The sequence below is a fragment of the Vibrio sp. ArtGut-C1 genome (assembly GCF_002105475.1).
GTDB lineage: Bacteria > Pseudomonadota > Gammaproteobacteria > Enterobacterales > Vibrionaceae > Vibrio > Vibrio diabolicus.
Genome location: NZ_NCTH01000002.1, coordinates 266,501 through 290,291, shown reverse-complemented (window position 1 = coordinate 290,291; position 23,791 = coordinate 266,501). Strand labels below are relative to the sequence as shown.

Annotated in this window: 18 protein-coding genes; 11 read left to right on the top strand and 7 right to left on the bottom strand. The window is 45.9% G+C overall.

Annotated features, from left to right (window positions below; all coding sequences use genetic code 11):
- Positions 1 to 245 precede the first annotated feature (245 nt).
- Entirely contained in the window at positions 246 to 3,737 is a 3,492-nt protein-coding gene (gene recC / locus B7360_RS03005; protein WP_085342705.1) for an exodeoxyribonuclease V subunit gamma, read from the bottom strand.
- A gap of 252 nt (positions 3,738 to 3,989) precedes the next feature.
- On the opposite strand from recC, the gene B7360_RS03000 reads away from it, so the two are divergent.
- Positions 3,990 to 5,813 carry a DUF3413 domain-containing protein gene (locus B7360_RS03000; RefSeq protein ID WP_085342704.1) on the top strand — a complete coding sequence of 608 codons (1,824 nt, stop codon included), beginning with the start codon at positions 3,990 to 3,992 and terminating at the stop codon, positions 5,811 to 5,813.
- Positions 5,814 to 5,888: 75 nt separating this feature from the next.
- Here the strand turns inward: B7360_RS03000 and B7360_RS02995 are convergent, their stop codons facing one another.
- Entirely contained in the window at positions 5,889 to 6,863 is a 975-nt protein-coding gene (locus B7360_RS02995) for a TDT family transporter (protein WP_085342703.1), read from the bottom strand.
- Positions 6,864 to 6,972: 109 nt separating this feature from the next.
- On the opposite strand from B7360_RS02995, the gene B7360_RS02990 reads away from it, so the two are divergent.
- The 3 genes from B7360_RS02990 to dapD all read left to right on the top strand — a co-directional run bounded on the left by B7360_RS02990 (position 6,973) and on the right by dapD (position 9,685).
- Positions 6,973 to 7,899, top strand: coding sequence for a LysR substrate-binding domain-containing protein (locus tag B7360_RS02990; RefSeq protein WP_085342702.1), 927 nt, complete (start codon positions 6,973 to 6,975; stop codon positions 7,897 to 7,899).
- A gap of 128 nt (positions 7,900 to 8,027) precedes the next feature.
- Entirely contained in the window at positions 8,028 to 8,324 is a 297-nt protein-coding gene (locus B7360_RS02985) for a YebG family protein (RefSeq protein ID WP_041852896.1), read from the top strand.
- 329 nt (positions 8,325 to 8,653) lie between these two features.
- Entirely contained in the window at positions 8,654 to 9,685 is a 1,032-nt protein-coding gene (gene dapD, locus B7360_RS02980; RefSeq protein ID WP_085342701.1) for a 2,3,4,5-tetrahydropyridine-2,6-dicarboxylate N-succinyltransferase, read from the top strand.
- A 77-nt stretch (positions 9,686 to 9,762) separates the two neighbouring features.
- Here the strand turns inward: dapD and glpQ are convergent, their stop codons facing one another.
- Positions 9,763 to 10,818 (bottom strand): glycerophosphodiester phosphodiesterase, encoded by a 1,056-nt coding sequence (gene glpQ, locus B7360_RS02975; RefSeq protein WP_085342700.1) that lies wholly within the window; start codon positions 10,816 to 10,818, stop codon positions 9,763 to 9,765.
- Between the two features lie 56 nt (positions 10,819 to 10,874).
- Entirely contained in the window at positions 10,875 to 12,239 is a 1,365-nt protein-coding gene (glpT, locus tag B7360_RS02970) for a glycerol-3-phosphate transporter (protein ID WP_006742417.1), read from the bottom strand.
- Between the two features lie 897 nt (positions 12,240 to 13,136).
- Between glpT and B7360_RS02965 the strand changes: the two genes are divergently transcribed.
- The 5 genes from B7360_RS02965 (at position 13,137) to B7360_RS02945 (ending at position 19,494) form a co-directional block, all read left to right on the top strand.
- Positions 13,137 to 13,991 carry an MIP/aquaporin family protein gene (locus tag B7360_RS02965; RefSeq protein WP_046875005.1) on the top strand — a complete coding sequence of 285 codons (855 nt, stop codon included), beginning with the start codon at positions 13,137 to 13,139 and terminating at the stop codon, positions 13,989 to 13,991.
- A 59-nt stretch (positions 13,992 to 14,050) separates the two neighbouring features.
- Positions 14,051 to 15,568, top strand: a complete 1,518-nt coding sequence (gene glpK / locus B7360_RS02960; RefSeq protein ID WP_006742415.1) for a glycerol kinase GlpK — start codon at positions 14,051 to 14,053, stop codon at positions 15,566 to 15,568.
- A 158-nt stretch (positions 15,569 to 15,726) separates the two neighbouring features.
- Entirely contained in the window at positions 15,727 to 16,518 is a 792-nt protein-coding gene (locus B7360_RS02955) for a DeoR/GlpR family transcriptional regulator (RefSeq protein ID WP_085342699.1), read from the top strand.
- A gap of 176 nt (positions 16,519 to 16,694) precedes the next feature.
- Positions 16,695 to 18,254 carry a glycerol-3-phosphate dehydrogenase gene (gene glpD / locus B7360_RS02950; RefSeq protein WP_074191728.1) on the top strand — a complete coding sequence of 520 codons (1,560 nt, stop codon included), beginning with the start codon at positions 16,695 to 16,697 and terminating at the stop codon, positions 18,252 to 18,254.
- A gap of 286 nt (positions 18,255 to 18,540) precedes the next feature.
- A complete protein-coding gene (locus B7360_RS02945) occupies positions 18,541 to 19,494 on the top strand; it encodes a CorA family divalent cation transporter (RefSeq protein WP_012841472.1) in 954 nt (317 codons plus the stop codon).
- A gap of 72 nt (positions 19,495 to 19,566) precedes the next feature.
- On the opposite strand, the gene B7360_RS02940 is transcribed toward B7360_RS02945, so the two are convergent.
- The gene (locus tag B7360_RS02940; RefSeq protein WP_085342698.1) at positions 19,567 to 20,751 is read right to left on the bottom strand and encodes an NnrS family protein; all 1,185 of its coding nucleotides are present in this window, start codon (positions 20,749 to 20,751) and stop codon (positions 19,567 to 19,569) included.
- A gap of 184 nt (positions 20,752 to 20,935) precedes the next feature.
- Here B7360_RS02940 and B7360_RS02935 point away from each other — a divergent pair, with 184 nt between their 5' ends.
- On the top strand, positions 20,936 to 21,487 hold the full coding sequence (locus B7360_RS02935) for a gamma-glutamylcyclotransferase family protein (protein WP_085342697.1): 552 nt from the start codon (positions 20,936 to 20,938) through the stop codon (positions 21,485 to 21,487).
- 38 nt (positions 21,488 to 21,525) lie between these two features.
- Here B7360_RS02935 and B7360_RS02930 read toward each other — a convergent pair whose 3' ends face one another.
- Positions 21,526 to 22,122 (bottom strand): outer membrane beta-barrel protein, encoded by a 597-nt coding sequence (locus B7360_RS02930; protein ID WP_012841470.1) that lies wholly within the window; start codon positions 22,120 to 22,122, stop codon positions 21,526 to 21,528.
- 146 nt (positions 22,123 to 22,268) lie between these two features.
- The gene (locus B7360_RS02925; RefSeq protein WP_005494151.1) at positions 22,269 to 22,601 is read right to left on the bottom strand and encodes a tRNA-binding protein; all 333 of its coding nucleotides are present in this window, start codon (positions 22,599 to 22,601) and stop codon (positions 22,269 to 22,271) included.
- Positions 22,602 to 22,778: 177 nt separating this feature from the next.
- Between B7360_RS02925 and B7360_RS02920 the strand changes: the two genes are divergently transcribed.
- Complete coding sequence (locus tag B7360_RS02920; RefSeq protein ID WP_085342696.1) at positions 22,779 to 23,777, top strand: substrate-binding domain-containing protein; 999 nt, start codon at positions 22,779 to 22,781, stop codon at positions 23,775 to 23,777.
- Positions 23,778 to 23,791: the final 14 nt, after the last annotated feature.

Sequence of the window (23,791 nt, the reverse complement as noted above, 5' to 3'; positions counted from 1 at the left end):
TAATATGTTTAACAAGTTGGATAATTTAGAGCTTTGTGAGATCTTTCTCACGGTTATCCATAAGACGTACCGTTAGTATGCGCCCCACGAGATAAGCCAAACCTTTTTGGCGGCACAACTCAAATGAATTAAACAAAAGTATCATGGTCCCTCTGACCTTGTGGCCGTACAGCGAACGCCCTACAAAAAATAATGATTTTCTGGCGGCCACCCTACTCTTCCTTCTCTTTATCCAACTGTCTTTATTACGCTTTTACGTCATCAGCGTCTTGAACCGCTAAGCGCGCACCTTGCAGAACTAATGCTGTCAGCAAACGAACTTCTGAGGCCAACTCATCATTCCAAGCAGGCCAAATTCGAGAGATGTACGCGTTATTGCCTTCGCCCGGGCTCATGAAGCCATCATTGAATGCGTCAGCCATTTTCTTCAAAGATTTCTCTTCGTCATCGACCCACTGACCGCGGCTAAAGCCCGCTTCAACACAAGCCAACGCCGTTTTCGGGAAATAAGGCAAAGGCTTAGTCATGCCTTCGAAGAACAAGCGAACCAATTCAGTCAGTAGCTGTTTGGCATACTGCGCATCGGCAATTTCTGGGTAGATCAAATGCAGCGCGCCTTCTTTACGATCGTAGCCAATCAGATGGGTTTTCTTAGCATGACCCGACGCCGACATGGCAAGGTGATCGATCCACGCAGCAAGGTAATCCTGCGATCGAATCTTACCGCTTCGATAGCGAATCAAACCGGATTGGTAGCATTGAGTTAGCCAACCTGTTAGGCGAACGTTTTTCTCTTCGCCTTCATTTCGCTCAAACAAGGAATCAAACGTCAGGTCGATTTCCAAATCGTCTTGGGGCGCACCAGATAAAAACGCCAGTTTATCCACCAGCTCTTCCGCCTGAACTCGGTTGGTTTCAAATTCGATATCACCAAACGCCCCCACCGGCAGTTTGCCTTGCGCGCGCTGTTGACTCATAAAGTGTTTAAGCATTTCTGCTTTTTTCTCTGGCTGTATCAATGTCGTTTCAAGCAAGGTTTCTAGCAGCTCATCACGCATTTGATAGCTTTCCAAACCACCTAAAGCAAAGGGTTCGTCGTCTTCCATCACCGGCAGTGGCGGTTCAAAGATTACTTTTAAGCGACGATTGAAAAAATACTGCACCGGTAAGCGCCAGAAACGTTGCAATTCGACTAGGTCGAGCTCAAGTGGGAACGTCGCGCCTAACAGATAGTCGTCTAATGCACGGTTAAAATCACGACGAACATAGCCTTGCGATTGACTACTTTGAGTCAATGCCGCTGGAATCCATTCTTTCGCGTAGCTGGCGTGCATGCCTTGGAACGCACTTGGGCTAAACGGCACCATGGCGTGGGTATTCACCAACGTGTTTAACAAGTTGTCGCCAGACTCATCAACGGGCAACGCTTCATCACCACTTAAACAATAGTTTTGGTGGCAGTATTCCATCAGCTCAGAAACCAATACCGAGGGCACTCGCTCGGTGTTGTCTTGGATTGAACGGCCAACATAACTGATGTACAGCGTTTGCTGTGCAGACAACATCGCTTCGAGGAATAGGTAACGGTCATCATCTCGGCGCGAACGATCGCCCGGTTTGGTTCTTCCCGTCATCAAGTCAAAACCTTCCGGCGGCATGGAACGCGGGTACACGCCGTCATTCATCCCCAGTAGACAAACGGTTCTAAACGGAATAGAGCGCATCGGCATCAAGGTACAGAAGTTCACTTGACCAGCAAGGAAGCGCTGGCTGACTCGTGTGCCAGATAATTTGTTTTGAAGGTACTGGCTGATGATCGACGGCGATAACGCATCATCAAATGCGGCATCAGCCAATTGCTCTTTGAGTTGGCTGAGCGTATCGCGAATGGATTTGAGCGCCATTTCACCTTCTAACTCAACTGAGAAGAAGTCATCCAGCAGTGAAACCAAAGTCTCTCGCCAACCATCAATAGTCTGAACATGAGAAAGTTTGCTTCGATAAGTGCTAATTTGTTGGATAAAGTGTGCCAACTTGCCCGCAAGCTCTGCGCCCATGCCTTGCACTTCGTTGTACGGAGACAAACTGCCTTGCTCGGTTTCAAACAAACCTGCGGATTCTGGCATCGCGTAGCCAAGCAACATGCGTTGAATACCAAATTGCCATGTGTTTTGACGGGTTTCCGGCAGTTCAAATTCGCGTCCGGTATTGGCATCCAACCCCCAGCGAATTCCCGATTCTTCAACCCATTGTTTGGCTTGTAAGAAATCATCTTCGCTGAGTTCAAAACGCTTTAATATCGCCGGAGTTTCCAGAAGTTCGAGTAGTTCTGATGCCAAACAGCGCGTATTGGGTAAGTTCACCAACTGCATAAATGCGGCAAGAATTGGGCTCTCTTGGTCGGCGGTTCGGTCAGAAATCGAATAGGGAATAAAACGCTCACCCGGTGCGTTACCAAAGACCGCCTGAATCGCAGGGCTGTAAGCGTTGATGTCCGCGACCATCACGATAATATCGCGCGGTTTTAACGTTGGGTCAGCATCGAACATCGCCAATAGTTGATCATGCAGCACTTCCACTTCACGCATCGGGCTGTGGCAAGCGTGCAGGCTGAGTGATTTATCACCCAAGCGAACCACTTGTTTGTGATGACTGTTTTCAATCTGTTGGTCATCTTGATGTTCTTCAAGATTGAGAATATCCGCTTGCAATTGATGGAGCAGACTGTCGCGCTCAACATCAACAAACGCTTCAATTTCATGAGACTCCAGCTGAGACAACAGATACATATTGTCACGCCCGAGTTTACCCATGGACGCCAACAGACTGTTTCCGACCACATCGGTGTGCAGCTCATCGATCACATTATCTTCCAGTGATCCTTTCAGTTGCTCAGTTTCACCTTGCACTTCCGAGTGATCGTCATGCCACACAACGTGCTGACGATGTTTCGCCGCCAAACGAGCCAGATATTTGCGATCTCGAACTTCACCCCAGTAATAACGACACGGGTTGGTGAACATCAGATGCACGTCGATGTGTTCACCAATTGCTTTTAGCGCATCCATATAGCGAGGCGGCAACGAAGAAATGCCAAAAACAAACAAACGCTTGGGTAAATGGTCAAAATTGCCGTTAAAACTCTCTAACGTGTCGATAAAGTGCTCATAAAGGTTGGCACGGTGATATGGAGACTGTCCTAATGACACAGTGTGATCATACAACGCTTGCCATAAGATCGGCTGCCACGGATGCTCATCTTCCAGCTCTGGCACACTATGCCCAGCTTCCCAACTTGCGATCCACTCCGGACGATACACCAAGTAACCATCGAAAATATCGGCAATTTTCTCAGCCAGCTGATACAGCTTAGAGTGATCACTGTCATCTTTGAGGTACTGCGCTAACGGCGAAAACACGTCTTGGTTGAGAAGCCCCGGCAGCAGATGCATCAACTTCCAAGTCATCGCTTCTTTGTTAAACGCACTGCGTTTTGGCACGTCTGGCAACACCTGCGTAAACATTTCCCAAATGAAGGTAGCAGGAAGCGGAAAATCAATGTTCGCGGCAACACCAAACTCTTTGGCCAATTCCATTTTTAGCCACTGGGACATGCCCGGACTTTGAACCAGAATTTGTTCTTTTTCGAACGGGTTTTCCAGCGGACTGATTCGAATCAGTTCGACAAGGAGTGATTTAAGAACGTCAACTTGGTTGGAGTGATAAACAGTAAACAAATTGGGAATACCGAGCGCCGATTGAAACTGTTAGCTAGCTTAGCACAGCCCCATTTAAACCCGCAGTGATCTCGCGTTCGGAAAAAACAAAAGGTTATATATCACTCAAATAGAGTATGAATCTTCTGAATTTTCACATGTCAATCAAGTCTGACACTTCCATACAAAATGTGACATTCGTCGCAACTATTCCATAATAAAAAACACTGTTTTATACTCTCTCTACCCATAATTTATAAACAAACAAAAAGTATGTTTCGCAAACTGTCTTCCAACAGCGCTTGGCTGATTGCTTTTTTTGCTTGCTTTGCAGTGTACCTGTCGATCGCTTGTTATCCTTTTGTGTTGTCTAACAATCAGAATGAACCGCTAACCTTGTTGCAAGGTTACTATTTGGTTGCGACTCAATATGGCTGGCTGGGCTTGATCGCTCTTCCATTTATGTTGTTGAGTTTATTGCTCTCTTTTCTACCGACTCGAGCATTCAAAGGTATCGTGATCGCTATCGCGATCTGTCTATTGATCATGTTTAAAGTCGATATCCTCGTTTTTCAGCAATACAAACTTCACATCAACGCCCTATTAATCCGTATGTTTTTCGAAGGTGGCGGTGATGTCTTCGATATTTCTTGGATGAGTTGGCTAATCTTCATCAGTGAAGTTGCCGTTCTGGTGATCGGGCTCGCCTGTACCGTTTGGGTAAGTAATAAACTGGCACAAAGCCGAGCTAAGTTCGTTTTGATCAGCGTCTGGTTTGCTGTATTGCTCAGCACACAGATGATTCATGCGTACAAAAACGCGCTTTACGACGATGAAGTCAGTCAGTTTTCGAATAACTGGCCACTTTACTACCCGCTGACGGCTCGTAAATTTATTTACAAACACGACCTAGTGGATGAGAACATTGCATCGAAGAACCGCGTAGAGTTAACCAACATTGAACGGAGCTCACTCAACTACCCGCTTGCGCCGATTCAAGTGCAAAGCAAAGAGAAACAGCCCAATGTTTTGTTTATCTTGGTTGACGCGTGGCGCTACAGTGATGCGACGCCGGAAGTCATGCCAAATGTCAGCAAGTTCGCCGAAAAAACAGTGAATTTCACACAACATATGAGCGGCGGCAACTCAACTCAAGCGGGTATTTTCAGCCTGTTTTACAGCTTGCCCGCGACCTACTGGGAAAGCTTTTACGCAAGCCAACGCTCTCCTGTTTTTATGGATACGCTGCAAGCAGAAGGCTACCGCATGGGCATTTTTGGCTCGGCACCGCTCACCAGCCCGCCACTTTCTCGCACGGTATTCAAAAAAGTGTCGGACTTGACCTTGAAACAAAGTGGGGAAACGGCCGTCGAGCGCGATCAGCAGATCACAGACAAGTTCATCGAGTTCCAAAAGCAGGACAGCGACAAGCCGTACTTTGGTTTTCTGTTCTACGATGCCGCCCACGGCACGGTGTTTCCTGAACCTGAATTTGCGAAATTCAAACCATACTGGGAACGCGTTGACCACATTTTGCTCAACAACGATTTTGACGCTTCGCTTTACCACAATCGATACAAGAACTCGTTGTACTACATCGATAGCTTGATTGGTGATGTGCTGAAAAACGTCGACTTAGACAATACCATTGTGGTGATTTCATCAGATCATGGTGAAGAGTTTAATGACCATAAGATGAACTATTGGGGCCACACGGGTAACTACAGTGACGTTCAAGTACATGTGCCTCTTTACGTGTACATGCCAAATCGTCAGCCAGAGCAAGTTGATTACCGCACGACCCATTTTGACGTCGTGCCAACCATGATGAATACGCTGTTTGACGTTCAAGGCACAACGAGTTCATACAGCGTTGGTCATAACTTGTTTGATAGTTCTGCCCCTCGCGATTGGTATATTGCTGGCAGCTACTACAACTATGCATTGGTCGGCAAAGAACTGATGCTTGTGGTCAACCCTGGCGGGCACTCTCAGCAACTGAATCGCCAATTAAAAGTCGAGAAAGAACAGAAAGTTCCTGTCGATATCATTCGTCATTCTCTGGATGAGATGTCGCGATTTTACAAAAAAGGCTAGTGTCCAACATCGACGCCGATTGAAATAAAAAAGCCTCTTGGCAGTAAGACCAAGAGGCTTTTCCCTATCTGCTATTTAAGCGTGATGCACGCTCATCAAGCGTGGCTGAATCAATAAGTTGTTGATGTATTGTAAAGCCACATAAGAGACAACAAATGTTGCCACAATCAACTCAAGACCAGCTAAGCCTCGCACTTGTTGAACATAGTGCGCAGCCAATCCTTGCAACTCCATCCAATTCGCCATTTTAAACAGCGCAGTCGCACCGATCACCATCGGGAAAGTGAACGCCGCATAGCCTGGGCTAAATGGCAGTTTAAGCAATTTAAAGAATGCGAGGTAAATGATGGCTGTCATCAATACCGCGATACCAAATAGCATAGCGATGATCACTGGTGATGGTGTCGCAGTGACCGTTAAGTACCCCGCCAATGATAGACTTGCTGGCGCTGCCATGATTGCCATTGTTGGTTTCGCTGCATCCGGAATTTCATGGGTAAACATGAAACGGTAAATCATCATCGGCAACATGATCGCGTACGCCACCATACCAAACATCAATGCACCTTGTGCCACTGGTGCTAACATCGGGTTGCCAGAGAAAGACACATCCGCAACGATGATACCCACTGGCGGTACAAACCAACTAGGAACCATGTGATGTAATTCAAAATCTTTGGCGCGATGGTAAACAAAGCTCACCAAGAACACGATGTGCAGAACCACCGCAATCAGCCAAAGTACATCACCAGCCAATGGGTAAAAATGGCCGAGAGAGTTCGATACCACCATAGTGCCCATCGCAAATGTCGGAACCACGCTGCCCACAACCGGATGAGCAAGATCTTGTCTCAATAGATGGTTATGTAGCAAAAACTTGGTTGCCAATATAGCCAACAATACGCTCGCGATACCCGCACTAATCCACTGTCCGTAGCCATGTAATTCGGCGAAGTTTTCCCAACTCCAGCCTAAGCTTGCAATACCAAGAGCCAAACCCGCCATCGGAGTTGGTGCTCCCATTACTTTTGCTTTTGTTCTTTGAATCATGATGACCTCAACCAGACTCACTCTTGATGGAGCGTATAATACGCTTGCACTTCGTTCCGATATATCTAATTATTTAAAACAAACGTTCAAAATTACTTAACGGTGGGGTATGGCAAGTCACATTTCTCTTAAACAACTGAAAGTGTTTACGACGATCACGCAGCACAAAACACTCACAGCGGCTTCTGATAGTCTCTTTTTATCGAAAGCGGCAGTGAGCATGGCACTCTCAGAATTAGAAAAACAGATCGGCCATCATTTGTTTGATCGTGTTAATAACCGACTAATTTTGAACCAAGAAGGTCAAAAACTGCTGCCACTAGCGGATGAATTACTCAACCGAGCCAAAGACATCGAGAGCATTTTCGATGGTGACCAAGCGCTATCGGGACAACTTCGCATTGGTGCCAGCGACACCATTGGCAACCAAGTCGCGCCCTATTTGCTTAGCGAATTTCGTCAACAAACGCACCATCGTTCCCAAAGCCTGTTCATTTCTAACTCTGCACAAATCTGCGACATGCTGACCGATTACGAGTTAGACATTGCCCTCATTGAAGGCAAAACACTTCACCCTGAATTGCAGTCCACCCAGTTTAGCGAAGATGAAATGTGCGTGATTTGCACGCCAGATTACCCAGCCGCGAACGAAGGACCCTTAAATTTAACCGAGCTAGAAAACAGCGAATGGATATTGCGAGAGGCGGGGTCTGGTTCACGCGAATTTTTTATGCGCGTTGTCGCGCCGCGCTTGGAACATTGGCATGAAGCTTTTCAGCTCAATACCACCGAAGCGCTGATCAACTCAGTATCGGCGGGGCTAGGCTTGGGCTGCTTGTCACGCTTGTCTGCTGAACCTGCTATTCGTGACGGTCGCGTGCAACTGCTCGACATGCCTTTGGATATGAAACGTCGCTTCTGGCTACTGGTCCACAAAGAGAAATACCAAAGCCCACTACTCAGAACGTTTATCGAATTTTGCCAAGATTGGGAACGACCAAATAACCTTTATCTAGAGAATACGCCCTCCAAGTAAAACGGAGATAGTTTAAATGCTGGTCAGTTAGTTGTACGTGTCTCTCATTCTTAGGCTTGTCGCTAGACTTAACTGGTCAAAAACTGTATAAAAAGCCAGTATCAATACACCAAGTTAGGGGACCAACCATGGCTGTAATCGTCAAGTACGTGGTAGAACGCAATGGAGAAGAGAAAATGACTTTTACCTCTAAAGCGGAAGCTGACGCATACGATAAAATGCTAGACATGGCAGACGAACTATTCACGCTGCTAGGTAAAAGTGAACTTCTAGAAGACGAAGGTAAGCAAGAAGATCTTGCGATGTACCTCGCTCAAAACAAAGAAGAAGTGCTTTACGCACTGGGTGCAAAACGCAAACCAGCACCAAAGAAAGCAAAAAAGCTTGAATCTGTAGAAGAAGACAAGCAAGAAGACGCTGCATAAGCCTCTCATTTGTTAAAGAAACGCCGCATCATGTGGCGTTTTTTATATCTGAAGGCACACATCATCATGGAAAGATCGCCCTTTCTTTCGAGCACAGATACGACAAATCGCCTTCTTTCATTTCAACAAACACCTGCTAATTGATCACCTCACAACCACATTTCTCATCAGACAAACATATCTCCCAAAAGACAAAAGGTATCCATCTACAGACTTTATCTATTTCCCCTCTTTAAACTCCCTAGCACTCTCATTATGATGGCTGACAACTTAATTATTTCTTGTCAGTGAACAGACGAGACACAAGACTCAACACATGGAGATCAACTATGGCTTTCTTTTCTCTAGCCTTTGGTACAGCGACTAAAAACCGCGATGGCAAAATCATTGAAGCGTTTTTTCCAAACCCAGTTCTTAACCCAAATGAAGAGCTTGTTAACGCACTAGCAGCAGTAGCAGGTTACGAACAAGGCAACCAAGCTATCGAGATCTCTGCAGCACAAAGCGCAGAACTTGCGGCGGCGTTCGAAGCAAACGGCGATGCAGCAAACGCATCTTTCGCAACCAAAGCAGCAGAATCAGCACAGCCGCTTGTACTGGTTATTCTAGCTACGGATGAACAGCCACAATCTGTTGCTGAAGGCTTCCTAAAACTTCAACTTATCTCTAACCGTCTAGTTAAGCCACACGGCACAGTACTGGATGGTATCTTCGGTCTACTACACAACATCGCATGGACTAACGAAGGCCCAATCGACCTACCAGAGCTGGCTGAGCGTCAAATCGAAGCTCGCCTAGCTGGCCGTACGCTAAGCGTAGATTGCGTAGACAAGTTCCCTAAAATGGTGGACTACGTGGTACCAGCTGGCGTTCGTATCGCAGACACTTCTCGCGTTCGTCTTGGCGCACACGTTGGCGAAGGCACAACGGTAATGCACGAAGGCTTCATCAACTTTAACGCGGGTACTACTGGCGTGAGCATGGTTGAAGGCCGTATTTCTGCTGGCGTTGTTGTTGGTAACGGTTCAGACATCGGTGGCGGTGCATCTATCATGGGTACACTATCTGGCGGCGGTAAAGTGGTGGTTTCCATCGGTGAAAACTCTCTACTAGGCGCAAACGCAGGTCTTGGGTTCCCAATGGGTGACCGTTGTACTATCGAATCAGGTCTGTACGTGACTGCTGGTTCTAAAGTGCGCATGCTAGATTCTGCTGGTCAAGAAGTCGAAGTGGTGAAAGCACGCGACCTTGCTGGTGTTTCTGACCTACTGTTCCGTCGTAACTCTGTGACAGGTCAAATCGAGTGTCTTGCAAACAAGAGCGCGGTTGAACTGAACAGCGAACTGCATAAAAACAACTAATAAATAGTTAAGAAAAATCCCCCAGCAGGAAACTGTTGGGGGATTTTTTAGCTTAAAGCAAAATGCGTGTGTGCTGATTACTGATTTAAAAAGCTGACCGCTTTATCTGGGAAATCAGTAAACAAACCATCCACTTTTACTTGGTTGTAGTACACATCCATCATGCCTTCAAAGCTGTCCGTGTACGCTGGAATGCGTCCTGGATCGGCACGGAACGTGTATGGATGCACTTGCAAGCCAGCGTCTTTTGCAGCCTTCATCAACGGCTTGATGATGATATTGTCTTTGGTTGACTTATCATCCACCAGCATCGGCTTCCAAGGTCCAATACCTTCGGCGTAACTCGCCACTTTCTTCATGCCGTCGGCTTCGAACATCCAATCATAGCTGTATGGCGTTGCTGTATCGCCTTTGTACACCATAGTTTCGTTCCAATCGGTGTAAGCCATGAGCTGAACGAGCTTTAAATCCATGTCCATTGCGGGCATCAACTCACTGTTAATGCGTTGCAGTTCGTTCGCATCAAAACACTGCAGGTAAACTTTGTCGTCTTGCGAGCCGTAACCGTAATGCTTTAATACTTTAAGTACCGCTTTAGAAATGTCCTTACCTTCATGTCGATGGAACCAAGGCGCTTTAATTTCTGGGTAAATACCGATGTCGTAGCCCAACGTCTTGTTAAGGCCTTGGATCAACTCTATCTCTTCAGCAAACGTCGGCACAGTGAAATCCGATTTCCACATAGGGAATCGTGTCGGATAACCAGCGACCTTATTACCTTTGTCATCGATATTAAAGCCTTCAGTTACTCGCAAGGATTTGATTTCCGCCAGTGTGAAATCAATCGCGTAGTAGCGACCGTCTTTGCGTGCACGATCAGGAAAACGCTCCGCAACATCCGTTACGCGATCCAAGTAATGGTCATGCAATACGACCAACTGGTCGTCTTTCGTCATTACCACATCTTGCTCTATGTAGTCAGGTTTCATTGCGTAAGCAAGCGCTTTGGCTTCTAGCGTGTGTTCAGGCAAGTAACCCGATGCGCCACGGTGTGCAATTACAAGTGGTTTTGCAATCGCACCAGCTGAGAGGCTAAGTGCTAAAAAAGTAAGACATACTGACTTTGTTTTCATTGTTATTTCCTTGATAAAGCGAAGAGGCAGTATTCCACTGCCTCTTTAAATAAATATTACGCTAGCGCTTCCTTTTCGCGCTCTTTTTGCTCGTGGTGCGCACGCTCACCTAAGAAGGCGTACATCAAACACACAATAGAAGTAATACAAGAACCAACTAAGATGATAAAGCCACCATCCCAGCCAAAGTGGTCTACCGTGTAACCCAGAATCGCGTTTGCAGCCACCGCACCACCTAAGTATCCAAATAAACCAGTAAGACCAGCAGCAGTACCGGCGGCTTTCTTCGGAGCGAGTTCAAGTGCGTACAAGCCAATCAGCATAACCGGACCATAGATTAGGAAGCCAATTGCAATCAGCGCCATCATGTCCACCATTGGGTTACCAGCAGGGTTAAACCAGTAAACCATCACTGCAACGGTCACTAACACCATAAATAAGATGCCAGCAGGTGCACGACGACCTTTGAACAATTTGTCTGAAATCCAACCACACAATAATGTGCCTGGAATGCCGGCCCATTCGTATAAGAAGTAAGCCCATGACGATTTATCTACCGAGAAATCCTTCGCTTCTTTTAGGTAAACAGGTGCCCAGTCCAGTACGCCGTAGCGAATTAGGTAAACAAATGCGTTTGCAATTGCAATCGACCAAAGCAGCTTGTTGTTGAATACATACTTAAAGAAGATTTCCTTGGCTGTCATTTCTTGTTCGTGCGACTTGTCATAGTCATCAGGATAATCGTCTTTATACTCTTCGATCGGTGGCAAACCACAAGATTGAGGCGTATCGCGAACCGTCATCCAAACAAACACAGCAACCAACGTGGCGAAAAATGCAGGAACATAAAATGCAGTGCGCCAATCATCGTTAAATGCCCACAGGCCAAGAATAAATAGTGGACCAATCAAACCGCCACCCACGTTGTGTGCCACGTTCCAAACCGAAACGATCTCACCACGCTCTTTACGTGACCACCAGTGCACCATGGTTCGTCCACATGCGGGCCACCCCATGCCTTGGAACCAACCGTTCAAGAAAAGCAAAATGAACATCGCAGTGACGCTGCCAGTCGCCCATGGCATAAAGCCAAAGCAAAACATCACTAATGCAGACATCAGTAGGCCGCCACTAAGGAAATAGCGAGGGTTGGAACGGTCAGATACGCTGCCCATTAGAAATTTAGAGAGACCATATGCAATGGAAACAGCTGCCAGCGCGACACCTAAGTCACCGCGGCTAAAGCCTTGCTCGATAAGATAAGGCATCGCCAAACTGAAGTTTTTACGAACCAGATAGTAACCGGCGTAGCCAACAAATATACCGATAAAGAGTTGCCAACGGAGGCGAGAGTAGGTGCTATCGATACTGCCTGGGGACAGACGATCAATGTGCGCCTTAGGTTTGAATATTCCAAACATAGGAACCTCATTATTTTGTATGCGATGGTAAAAAACACAAAAGGAGCGAACGAAACAAATAAAATCTTCGTTCGAAAGTTCATGAATTGTATTGAGTTAGGATTTTATTTCTGTGACAAATGTTGCACATGAATTAAATATAAGTAAATACAGTAAATTAGAGCGCATTAATTAGACCATCGTTCAACTTTACTCATAATTAGTTAATATGAAACTGGTGTTTCAACCTCTCATTTGAGCATTCCAATTCGAAACCAATGAAACAAAGGCTCGAATAAGAACACAAATTAACCGTAAAAAGGGTGTTTCACATCCATCCTTGTTACGCGAAACCACTAAATAACTAAAAAGATGAAAAATGTTCGCGCTTAGTATCAAACGAAATAACAAAGCTAATGTTATCTGAACTCAAACCTAGACAGTGATTCACGAACACAAGACATAAACCATATTTATTTTCCTCTCCATTTTCATAATTAACACTAATTTGGATAACAAGTTCCTCTCGAGATATAAACATAGCAACGCATTTTCTTATATCACCGCTAGTCCTTGATGTACTTGACCTCGCCTTACCTCTTTAGGGTTAATTACTACGCAAAATCTGAGTAATAAATCCCCAAGCACGTAGCAGCTTCACAAAACTCCTCTTACCAGTTGTGCATTCTTTTTCACATCGGTAATTTGAGCGCTTCCAAAACACACTTCGTAGCAAAGAAGTTCTTTTCGTTGTTTTCTTTTTCGATTAAAAGATGCGCCATTTAACAAAAACGAAGACTTTGATTAACAATTTTATGCTCAAACGCTCATTTTTAACGCGCGTTTGTTTTCGCAAACGTTTATATGTGCACAATAGTATCGTGCTAGACAGGCAAAAATGATCAAAGGACTTTTAACATGACAACGAACAAACACCCCTCTCTGCTCGGAGAATGTTTGGCCGAGTTTATCGGTACAGGACTACTTATCTTCTTCGGCGTAGGCTGTGTCGCAGCCTTAGTTCTAACAGGCGCATCATTTGGACAATGGGAAATCAGTATTGTATGGGGCCTAGGTGTCGCCATCGCTATTTACTGCACTGCCGGCGTTTCAGGCGCGCACATCAACCCAGCGGTAACCATCGCACTCGCTATGTTCCATGGTTTTGATAAGGCGAAAGTGGTGCCATACATCATCGCCCAAATGCTTGGCGCATTCTGCTCTGCTGCGTTGGTTTACAGCTTATACAGCAACCTTTTCACCGACTACGAAATCGCACATAACTTCGTCCGCAGTAGCCAAGATGCACTAGCAACCGCTGGTATCTTCTCAACCTATCCACATGCTTCCCTCTCTTTCTTTGGCGCTTTTGCTGTGGAGTTCGTTATCACTGCCGTGCTGATGTTTGCGATTTTGGCTTTGGGCGATGAAAATAACGGCGCTGCACGAGGTGCAATGAACCCGCTGTTAATCGGTATTTTGATTGCCGTAATCGGTGGTTCTCTTGGCCCACTAACTGGCTTCGCGATGAACCCTGCGCGCGACTTTGGACCGAAACTGTTCGCTTACTTCGCAGGCTGGGATTACGCTCTGACAGGTGCTAAAGACATTCCTTACTTTATCGTGCCTTTACTTGCTCCGATTGCAGGCGCGTGTTTTGGTGGTTGGTTGTATCCAAAAGCGATTGCGGCTTACCTTCCACAACAAGGCCACGGCTGTACAATTCCAAACCAATGTGAGACGGAAGAAGAAACAGAAGAAGCTAGAGCTTAAAACTGACGCAACTCGAACATTTACTAAAATATAAATAACGAAACAAAAGGATTCTTACCATGACTGAGCAAAAATACATTGTTGCCCTAGACCAAGGTACGACAAGCTCTCGCGCAGTAATTCTTGATCATGACGCGAACATCGTAAGCGTCGCACAGCGCGAATTTACTCAGATTTATCCAGAGGCAGGTTGGGTAGAACATGACCCAATGGAAATCTGGGCAACACAAAGCTCTACGTTGGTAGAAGCTCTAGCTAAGTCTGGCATCCGTAGCGACCAATTGGCGGCTATCGGTATTACTAACCAGCGTGAAACTACTATCGTCTGGAATAAAGAAACAGGCAAACCCGTTTACAATGCGATCGTATGGCAATGTCGCCGTACTGCTGACATCTGTGAAGATTTAAAAGCGCGTGGTCTAGAAAACTACGTACGTGACAACACAGGTTTGGTGCTTGACCCTTACTTCTCTGGCACTAAAGTGAAATGGATTCTGGACAACGTTGAGGGCGCGCGCGAAGACGCAGAAGCAGGCAAGCTGTTGTTCGGTACCGTCGATACTTGGTTAGTTTGGAAGATGACTCAAGGCCGCGTTCACGTGACCGACTACACTAACGCATCGCGTACAATGCTATTTAACATCAACGATCTATGTTGGGATCAGAAAATGTTAGATGAGCTTGGTATCCCAGCATCTATGATGCCAGAAGTAAAACGTTCATCGGAAGTTTACGGTAAGACCAACATTGGTGGTAAAGGCGGTACTCGTATTCCTATTTCTGGTATTGCTGGTGACCAACAAGCTGCGCTTTACGGCCAAATGTGTGTTGAAGCGGGTCAGGCGAAAAACACTTACGGCACGGGTTGTTTCTTGCTAATGAATACGGGCCAAGAAAAAGTCACTTCGACGCACGGCCTACTGACAACTTTGGCTTGTGGTCCGAAAGGTGAGCCTGCTTATGCACTTGAAGGTGCCGTATTCATGGGGGGTGCTTCTATCCAATGGCTACGTGATGAATTAAAAATCCTAAACGGTGCAGAAGACTCTGAATACTTCGCAACCAAAGTGGATACCTCAAACGGCGTTTATGTCGTGCCTGCCTTTACTGGTTTAGGCGCACCATACTGGGATGCCTACGCACGTGGCACGATTGTCGGCCTTACTCGCGGCGTGAACTCAAACCACATTATCCGTGCGACTTTGGAAGGCATCGCTTACCAAACTCGTGACGTACTGGATGCGATGCAAGCCGACTCAGGTATTAAACTTGCGAATCTTCGCGTCGATGGCGGTGCGGTAGCGAACAACTTCCTAATGCAGTTCCAATCAGATGTATTGAATACAGAAGTACACCGCCCTCAAGTAACTGAGGTTACCGCTCTCGGTGCAGCCTACCTTGCAGGCCTTGCCGTGGGTTACTGGGATAGCATTGACGAGTTGCAGAATAAAGCGGTGCTTGATCGCACCTTTGAACCGCACGATGATGAAGAAAAGCGCAATCGTCGTTACAAGGGTTGGAAACGCGCAGTGAAATGTGCGCAAACCTGGTCTGAGCTTCACGACGAAGAAGATTAATCTCACCTCCATACGAAAAAGAGCGCCATTTGTGCGCTCTTTTTTGCGCTTTGCCCCTGATTCCTGAACTCGCTTACTTCTCACAACGCGCAAATTCGAGCACAATAGAGCTTCGAATTTGAAGCATTGGCCGTTACCAATGCACAAGGGAGTGGTAAGTGAAGCAAATACCTCGACACCAACAGATTGTTGAGTTGGTGAAAAAACAAGGCTATGTCAGCACGGATGAGTTGGTAGAAAGATTCAATGTCAGCCCACAAACCATCCGACGCGATCTTAATGAACTCGCCGACGACAACAAAATTCGTCGTTATCACGGTGGTGCAACCATCCCTCTCAGTTCTGAAAACACATCTTACAACACGCGTAAAGCGCTCAACTTCAATGAAAAAGATGTCATTGCAGACGAGGTGGTCAAGCACATTCCTGATGGCGCGACTCTATTTATTGATATCGGCACCACACCAGAAGCGGTTGCGCGAGCGCTCAATAAAAACCATAAACAGCTACGCGTGGTTACCAACAATATCAACGTGGCAACCATTCTCTTCCCCAACCCAGAGATCAAAGTCATCTTAGCTGGCGGTGAAGTTCGAAGTCGCGATGGCGGCATTGTTGGAGAAGCCACTCTCGACTTCGTTAAACAGTTCCGTCTCGACTTTGGCATTCTTGGCATCAGTGGTATCGACTTTGATGGTTCACTGCTGGATTTTGATTATCACGAAGTAAGAGTCAAACAAGCGATCATCGACAACAGCCGCAGTGTATTTCTTGCCGTCGACCATACCAAGTTCGGGCGCAATGCCATGGTGAAGCTAGGCAATATCGCTCAGCTCAACATGATCTTTACCAACAAGCAGCCACCAGAAGGAATCTTGTCGATTTTAAAAGAAGCTTCAATTCCACTTGAAGTCGTTGAAGCGAACGAGACAAACTTCGAAAACGAGTAGTTTCAATCATTAATTTGCCTCTCAAATGACCTCTGTCTTAATTAGGCAGAGGTTTTTTTGTGCCTAAATCACACAAAACGCTCACAAACGAAAATAATAGATGATCACAAACGAAACCTAAGCTAGGATTAGATCATGTTCTAAAATGCTCGTTCGCTCACCAAGAGGTCAAATTTATGAGTATACAAAAAAATGCTTCCACTACTAGCTCATCCACTACCTTAGACTTGATCGTAATTGGTGGCGGCATCAACGGGGCTGGTATTGCGGCAGACGCAGCTGGCCGCGGTTTGAGTGTTGGCTTATACGAAGCAAATGACTTCGCGTCCGCTACTTCTTCGGCAAGTTCTAAACTGATCCACGGCGGTTTACGCTACCTTGAACACTACGAGTTTCGTTTGGTTTCGGAAGCGCTCGCAGAGCGTGAAGTTATTCTTCGCAAAGCGCCTCACGTTGCCCTACCAATGCGTTTCCGTTTGCCTCATCGCCCATTCCTACGTCCAGCTTGGATGATTCGCTGTGGTCTGTTCCTTTACGATAACTTGGGTAAACGTACGACTCTGCCAGGCAGCAAAACAGTCAACTTAGCGAAATCGGGCTTGCTAAAACCAGAAATGAAAACCGGTTTCGAATACTCTGACTGTTGGGTTGATGACGCGCGTTTAGTATTACTTAACGTTCTGGCTGCTCGTGAAAACCATGCAGAAGTACGTAACTACTGCCGCGTAGAAAAAGCACACCGTGAAGGTGGTATCTGGCATGTCACAATTCATGACGTGATGACAGACCAACGTTTCGAACGCAAAGCAAAAGCACTAGTAAACGCAGCTGGCCCTTGGGTAAAACAGTTCTTTGATGATGGATTAGAGCAAGCCTCTCCTCGTAACATTCGCTTAATCAAAGGCTCGCACATCGTTGTTCCTCGTATCCACAACGAACCGCAAGCCTACATTCTTCAAAACAAAGACAACCGCATCGTATTTATGATTCCTTACTTAGATAAGTTCTCAATCATTGGTACAACAGATGTGGAATACAAAGGTGACCCACGCGAAGTGGCAATCTCAGATGACGAAGTCGATTACCTCATCGACATCGTAAACCAACACTTTGTCCACCAGCTGACTCGCGAAGATGTGGTTTGGACATACAGCGGTGTTCGTCCTTTATGTGACGATGAATCTGACTCTCCGCAAGCGATCACACGAGACTACACGCTAGAACTCGATGCGGAATACGACCATGCACCTCTGCTTTCTGTCTTTGGTGGTAAGCTGACGACCTACCGTAAGCTGGGTGAAGCGGCAATGAAAAAGCTGGCTCCTTTCCTACCAGAGATGGGAAGCGACTGGACGGCAAATCAAACCCTACCTGGTGGTAACTTCAGCTGTAGTCGTGAACAATTAGCTAAACAAATTCATGCTAAATACGCTTGGGCGCCAGAAGCATTGATTCTTCGTTACGTGACACAATTTGGTACCCAAACGTGGAACTTAATGGAAGGCACAGCAAGCGAAGCTGACCTTGGACACGCGTTCTCATCGCAAGCCGGCGGTGTTTACCAACGTGAGATCGACTACTTAATGAACCATGAAATGGCAATGACCGATGAAGACATTTTGTGGCGTCGTACCAAGCTTGGTCTGTACATGAACGACGAAGAAAAGCTGGCTTTATCGGACTATTTAAAAGAAAAGCTACAGCAGAAAGTGGTTAATCTTTCTCAAGTTGGCTAACTGCTCCTCCCCTCCCCACTAGAAAGCCTGCCTCGCTGCAGGCTTTTTTATTTTGCTGTTTTTACACCACACTTTGGCTTGCTTCACTTGATTACAAATAAGAGCAACTATTCATAGACATTTGGCGTTAAATGCAATCATACTCATTTGAATAATTACCCCTGAATAACTTCATGGCGCTAGGTTCAGAACGTTATCACTGATGCACTTCACGGAAAATAATTCAGCGGAGGAGCACAGGCTCTTTCAGAGTTATTTGGGGAAAGGCTCAGACAAGGAAAAGAAAATGGGTTTTATGATTGAACATTGGGATTTTTCAACCCCAGAAGCAACTCAGCAATCCACAACGGCGGAGCAGATTCAAGCCAAACATTGGTACCATTGTGAACGGCTGCATCCCGATATTCGTGGCTGGCTAGAGCAAAACCAAGTACCACGTGCCACTGTCGATCACCTGTTAGCCGACGAGAGCCGACCGTCTTTCCACCCTTTGGATGACGAGAACTTCATGTTGATTTTACGAGGCGTCAATATGAATGGCGATGCTTCACCAGAAGACATGCTCAGTATTCGAATTCTCTATTTTCAAGGTGCACTGATTTCAACACGTAAAATCCCATCGCGTGCCATCATGGAGATTCGTCAAGCATTGGCGGAACATAAAGGTCCGAAAAGCCTTGCTGGTTTACTTCATCAGATTATTGAAGGATTAAATAGCAAAATAGACGTTTACCTCGATACGATTGAAGAGACGTTAAACCAGTTTGATGTGAATGATGAATCGACGTACAAGCATATGGCAACTCAAAAAGCGCTTATTTCCATCAAACGTTTTATTCGCCCTCAGCAATATGCTATTCGTGATCTCGTTGAATCAGAGTCCGAGTTGGTGGCTTTAAGGCCCCATCAATATCGCTTCGCCCACAATAATATTACGCGCATAAATGAAACACTTGAGTTTTATCTTGGAGAAGTCGCACTCTTTCAAGAAGAAATCAAACATCATCGTGACGAGAAAACTAATAAAAACAGTTATCTATTTACCTTGGTGGCGACTATTTTCTTGCCAACCAGCTTCCTTACAGGTTTGCTTGGCATCAACATTGGCGGTATGCCAGGCGTGGAATCTGCCATGGCGTTCACCTGGTTCTGTATCGCTTTAATTGTCATCTTTGCTCTAGAGTGGTGGCTATTCAAACGTTTGGGGTTCACGAATAAAACGGACGACGAAGACGAATAAGCGCTAACCCTATAAAGAACAAAAATCAAAAGAGGAGCGCGCGGCTCCTCTTTCTCTACTCACATTAGCGCCCTATCCGGGATGACCATCGACGCGAGGGGTAATAAGCATCACGCCAAAGCGCCAAACAAACAGGCCAAATGCGACAATCCACAATCCGCCACTGATGTTAATCCACAGCATCATATTGGCAGGATCAAATATCACGGCAAAACTGCGAACCAAAGCTGCCGCGGTAATCGCCGCAAACGCAAGGCTCATGTTCGGACCTTTGTAGATCATGCGACCAGTATGTCCCATCGTCACGCGTGCGATCATCGCTAAAATCAAGCCGCCTAATGCACCTATCGCAAACAGGTGAATCAGGTTATGGCTGGCAAATGCATCTCCCCAAATGCCTCGCAAAATTAAGCTTAGTGGCAAACACAAATACGCAGCATGCAGCGACCACACTAAAGGCTCGCTCAGGGTTAACCAAGGTTTCCAGCGAACAAAACGCACCAACTGAGCAACTCCTGCAAACAGCATCAACGGATTACCTAGTTCTGCAAACGTCACAGGGAAAAAGCTCAGCACAAATAGCATTACCAACGGCAAGTTCGCGAACCACTCTAACCAAGCCAATGGTTGCGCTTTTTCGAAATTAAATCGACGCGCAGTAAAGAATGGAATCACACGCCCGCCCATGACCGACAGCAACAACGTAAACCACCACAACATCGCCTGCCATACAGCAGAAGAGCTAAACGGCGGCATGCCTTTTATTGTTGCGTAGCTTGCAAAGTTCGCAAAAATGGCCAAAAGAAACAGCGGCACAAAAAACAGATTACGCCAACCTTTGGCTCGATAAACACGAATGCCTACCTCATAGGCAACAAACAACAAAAATACCGCTTCAATGCTGCTGGTTAACCATAACGGCGCTGGCGTCCAAAGCAATATTCGGGGCGCGAGCCATAAGCCAAATAAGACCAAAAGCGTGTAATGCTTGGTACCATTAATGCCAGTCCAGTTTTGTACCGCGGTCAGTACAAAACCAACCACAATCGCCATCGAAAAGCCGAACAACATTTCATGTACGTGCCACCATAATGCCGGTACAGCTAATACGTTTGGCTGTCCGGTTTGGAACATCCACACCCACAACGCGATCGCAACAATGGCGTAAATCGACCCAAACAGAAAAAACGGCCGAAAGCCTAATCGCAGCCATGCGGGGATTTTTTCTTCCACTTTTTTATCGGTGATATTCAGCATTATCTTGCCCTCAAGCGTCTCTCGATGCTGGTTAACTCAACTACAATATTGATGCTACCATAAACATGCATAAAAAATACATGTTAAGAGTTAAGATTATACTTAAGAGGTAAAGTTGTGCTTCAGAGGCGGGTTAGGTATAAACGGTGAGAGACACAACCATCAGTTAAGGGATGCAACGAAGATGTACATATTTGGCTATGGCAGTTTGATTAATTCTGCGTCACGTAAGTTAACCGGACAAACGGGAGAAGCCATTCCCGTCATTGCTCATGGACTGGTGCGCTACTGGGGAAAAATTGATGACAGCTACACTCTGTCTCCTCTGGTTGTAAACCAAGGCGATGGGCAGGTCAACGGCGTTTTACTCGAAGTGAATGAAGAGGCTCTCGCAGAATTCGATCGCCGTGAGCGTGGTTATCATCGTATTCAAATTCAGCCAGATCAAATAGAAACGCACGCGAACTTTAACCAAGAACATAGCATCTGGGTTTACGTAAAAGACGAGCCATTACCACCGTGCGTAAAAAGCCCAATCATGCAAAGCTATGTCGATACCGTGCTAGCAGGTTGCTTAGAAGTATCTCATGCGTTTGCAGAGCATTTTGTGCGTCACACCATTGGCTGGCAACACGCAAAAGAAAATGACCGCCACCAACCTAAATATGGCAACCTTGCAGGCGTGCAAGAGCATCATTACGAGTTGATTGACAATCTAATCAAAAAAGGAGCCTAACGGCTCCTTTTTAGTATCTATGTTTTGCTTATGCGAGCTTAAAACTTGTAATCAACGCCAACGTACAGGCTGTCAAAATCAAATTCAAGATCGCCACCACCTTCAACATCGATGGTTACTGTAGAAGCACGGTAGCCACCAGAAACAACCAGACCTGAAGCAAATTCATAACCCACTTCAGCACCATAGTTAAAGCCAGCATCGCTACCATCAGTCTTACCAGTGAAACCAGAAAGGTTTGATTTTGCCTCTAAATCAACCCCAGTAACACCTAGACCAACAACAGCACCAACATAAAAACCAGTGCCAGAGAATTGGTACTTAGGTTTAGCATTAAGGTTGAATGAATAACCTTCAACAGTAGCTTCTAACCAATTACCCGCGCCCGATGCTTTTTCTTCGAAGCTACCGTAGTAAATGTACTCACCCTCTAAAGCCAATTTGAAGTTTTCTGAATATTGCAGCTCTTTACCTACCGCAATACCCAAACCTGTAGCTGAAGAGCTGTAAGAGTGACCTTCAACTTCAAGATCAGAGTTAAGAATATCTGCGCCAACATACCAGTTACCTTTTGCTTGAACTGACGCTGAAGCAACCACTGCACCTAAAGCCAATAATGGCAATACTTTTTTCATTATAATTTCCTATGTTTTTCATACTGTTAAACAGTTTTTAAAAGCGCGGAGATTATAAATAGAGTTGAATATATTCCTATTGATTTATTTATAAAATGAGACACAAAACATAAACACGAACAATAAAACGTTTGCTTGATTAAACTCTAAACAATTCTCACCCCAGTCGGCATCGCTCTTTCTGGCGTTAGCAACACACTTTCGGATTCATCATCCGTTTCTGCGCACAACAACATACATTCTGAGGTTTCGCCGCGCATTTTGGCTTTGGCAAGATTACACAACACGACCACTTGTTTGCCCATCAACTCTTCCTCGGTGTAATAAGGCACTAAGCTGGTTACGGTTTGCAGTGTTTTCTCACCGATATCAATTTGCACAATATACAGCTTGTCTGCATTTTGATGACGAGCCACTTCAATGATTTTTCCGGTACGAATTTCTAATTTGGCAAAATCAGAGTAAGCGATAGTTTCCATAATTAAAACCCCAGTAAAGTTTTACTAAAAAGATAACGTTTACACTATCAGTAAGCTTAATAAATACAAGTGGTAAAGATCTCATTTCCGAAAGCAAATCCTCTATCAAATTGCACTTATTACACAATGGGTGTTTAATACTTTCAGTCAAAATTTTTTAGCCACTAAAGGTTCTATATGGCAACGATCAAGGATGTCGCGAAAGAAGCCGGTGTTTCGGTCGCAACGGTTTCTCGCGTGATCAACAAGTCCCCAAAAGCCAGTCAATCATCGGTAGAGTCGGTCACCAAAGCAATGAGCAAATTGGGTTACAGACCCAATGCCGCAGCTCGCGCACTGGTGAGTCAAAGCACAAATACCATGGGTGTGTTGGTGAGTGATGTGTCCGATCCTTTCTTCGGCACGCTGGTCAAATCCGTCGATAATATCGCGCGCGAAAATGGCAAACATATCTTGATTGGCAACGGGTATCACAATCCAGATGATGAGCGTCAAGCCCTAGAATTGCTGATCAACAGCCGTTGCGATGCAATAGTCATCCACTCGAAAGGCTTATCTGATGAGGAGCTAATTGGCTATGCCCAAGAAGTGAAAGGTATGGTGCTTATCAATCGACATATCCCAGAGCTTGCTGAGCGCTGTATTTCCCTTGATAACCGCAAGGGGGCATTCCTCGCGACAGAATATTTGATTCGTCACGGGCATCGCAAAATCGCTTGCATTGCCTCATCCCACGATATCGAAGATACCGATGAACGCTTGCAAGGTTACCAAGCCGCATTGAAAGAACATGGTATTGAACTCTCCAAAAGCTACATCGAATACGGTGAGCCCAACAGTGATGGGGGCGAAGTTGCGATGACCAACCTGTTAACCAAATCTTTGGAGATTACTGGAGTGGTGGCCTACAACGACTACATGGCCGCTGGCGCATTGGCAGCGTTAGATCAAAATGGCATTGACGTACCAAGTAAGGTTTCTATGGTCGGGTTCGATGATGGCTTGATCGCCCGCTTTGTTCACCCTAGCTTGACCACTATTCGCTACCCAATCGAGATGATGGCAGAACGCGCCGCCCGTTTGGCTTTGGCGCTATCTCGTGACGAAAAAGTTGAAGATGAAACCATTATTTTTAGCCCAACGTTAGTACGAAGAAACTCTGTCGAGCGTTGTTGATGTACGCGTTAAAT

Excerpts from the sequence above, each read along its gene's own strand:
- B7360_RS03000 (WP_085342704.1), top strand. The coding sequence starts at position 3,990 with ATGTTTCGCAAACTGTCTTCCAACAGCGCTTGGCTGATTGCTTTTTTT.
- B7360_RS02995 (WP_085342703.1), bottom strand. The coding sequence starts at position 6,863 with ATGATTCAAAGAACAAAAGCAAAAGTAATGGGAGCACCAACTCCGATG.
- B7360_RS02990 (WP_085342702.1), top strand. The coding sequence starts at position 6,973 with ATGGCAAGTCACATTTCTCTTAAACAACTGAAAGTGTTTACGACGATC.
- B7360_RS02985 (WP_041852896.1), top strand. The coding sequence starts at position 8,028 with ATGGCTGTAATCGTCAAGTACGTGGTAGAACGCAATGGAGAAGAGAAA.
- dapD (WP_085342701.1), top strand. The coding sequence starts at position 8,654 with ATGGCTTTCTTTTCTCTAGCCTTTGGTACAGCGACTAAAAACCGCGAT.
- glpQ (WP_085342700.1), bottom strand. The coding sequence starts at position 10,818 with ATGAAAACAAAGTCAGTATGTCTTACTTTTTTAGCACTTAGCCTCTCA.
- glpT (WP_006742417.1), bottom strand. The coding sequence starts at position 12,239 with ATGTTTGGAATATTCAAACCTAAGGCGCACATTGATCGTCTGTCCCCA.
- B7360_RS02965 (WP_046875005.1), top strand. The coding sequence starts at position 13,137 with ATGACAACGAACAAACACCCCTCTCTGCTCGGAGAATGTTTGGCCGAG.
- glpK (WP_006742415.1), top strand. The coding sequence starts at position 14,051 with ATGACTGAGCAAAAATACATTGTTGCCCTAGACCAAGGTACGACAAGC.
- glpD (WP_074191728.1), top strand. The coding sequence starts at position 16,695 with ATGAGTATACAAAAAAATGCTTCCACTACTAGCTCATCCACTACCTTA.
- B7360_RS02945 (WP_012841472.1), top strand. The coding sequence starts at position 18,541 with ATGGGTTTTATGATTGAACATTGGGATTTTTCAACCCCAGAAGCAACT.
- B7360_RS02940 (WP_085342698.1), bottom strand. The coding sequence starts at position 20,751 with ATGCTGAATATCACCGATAAAAAAGTGGAAGAAAAAATCCCCGCATGG.
- B7360_RS02935 (WP_085342697.1), top strand. The coding sequence starts at position 20,936 with ATGTACATATTTGGCTATGGCAGTTTGATTAATTCTGCGTCACGTAAG.
- B7360_RS02930 (WP_012841470.1), bottom strand. The coding sequence starts at position 22,122 with ATGAAAAAAGTATTGCCATTATTGGCTTTAGGTGCAGTGGTTGCTTCA.
- B7360_RS02925 (WP_005494151.1), bottom strand. The coding sequence starts at position 22,601 with ATGGAAACTATCGCTTACTCTGATTTTGCCAAATTAGAAATTCGTACC.
- B7360_RS02920 (WP_085342696.1), top strand. The coding sequence starts at position 22,779 with ATGGCAACGATCAAGGATGTCGCGAAAGAAGCCGGTGTTTCGGTCGCA.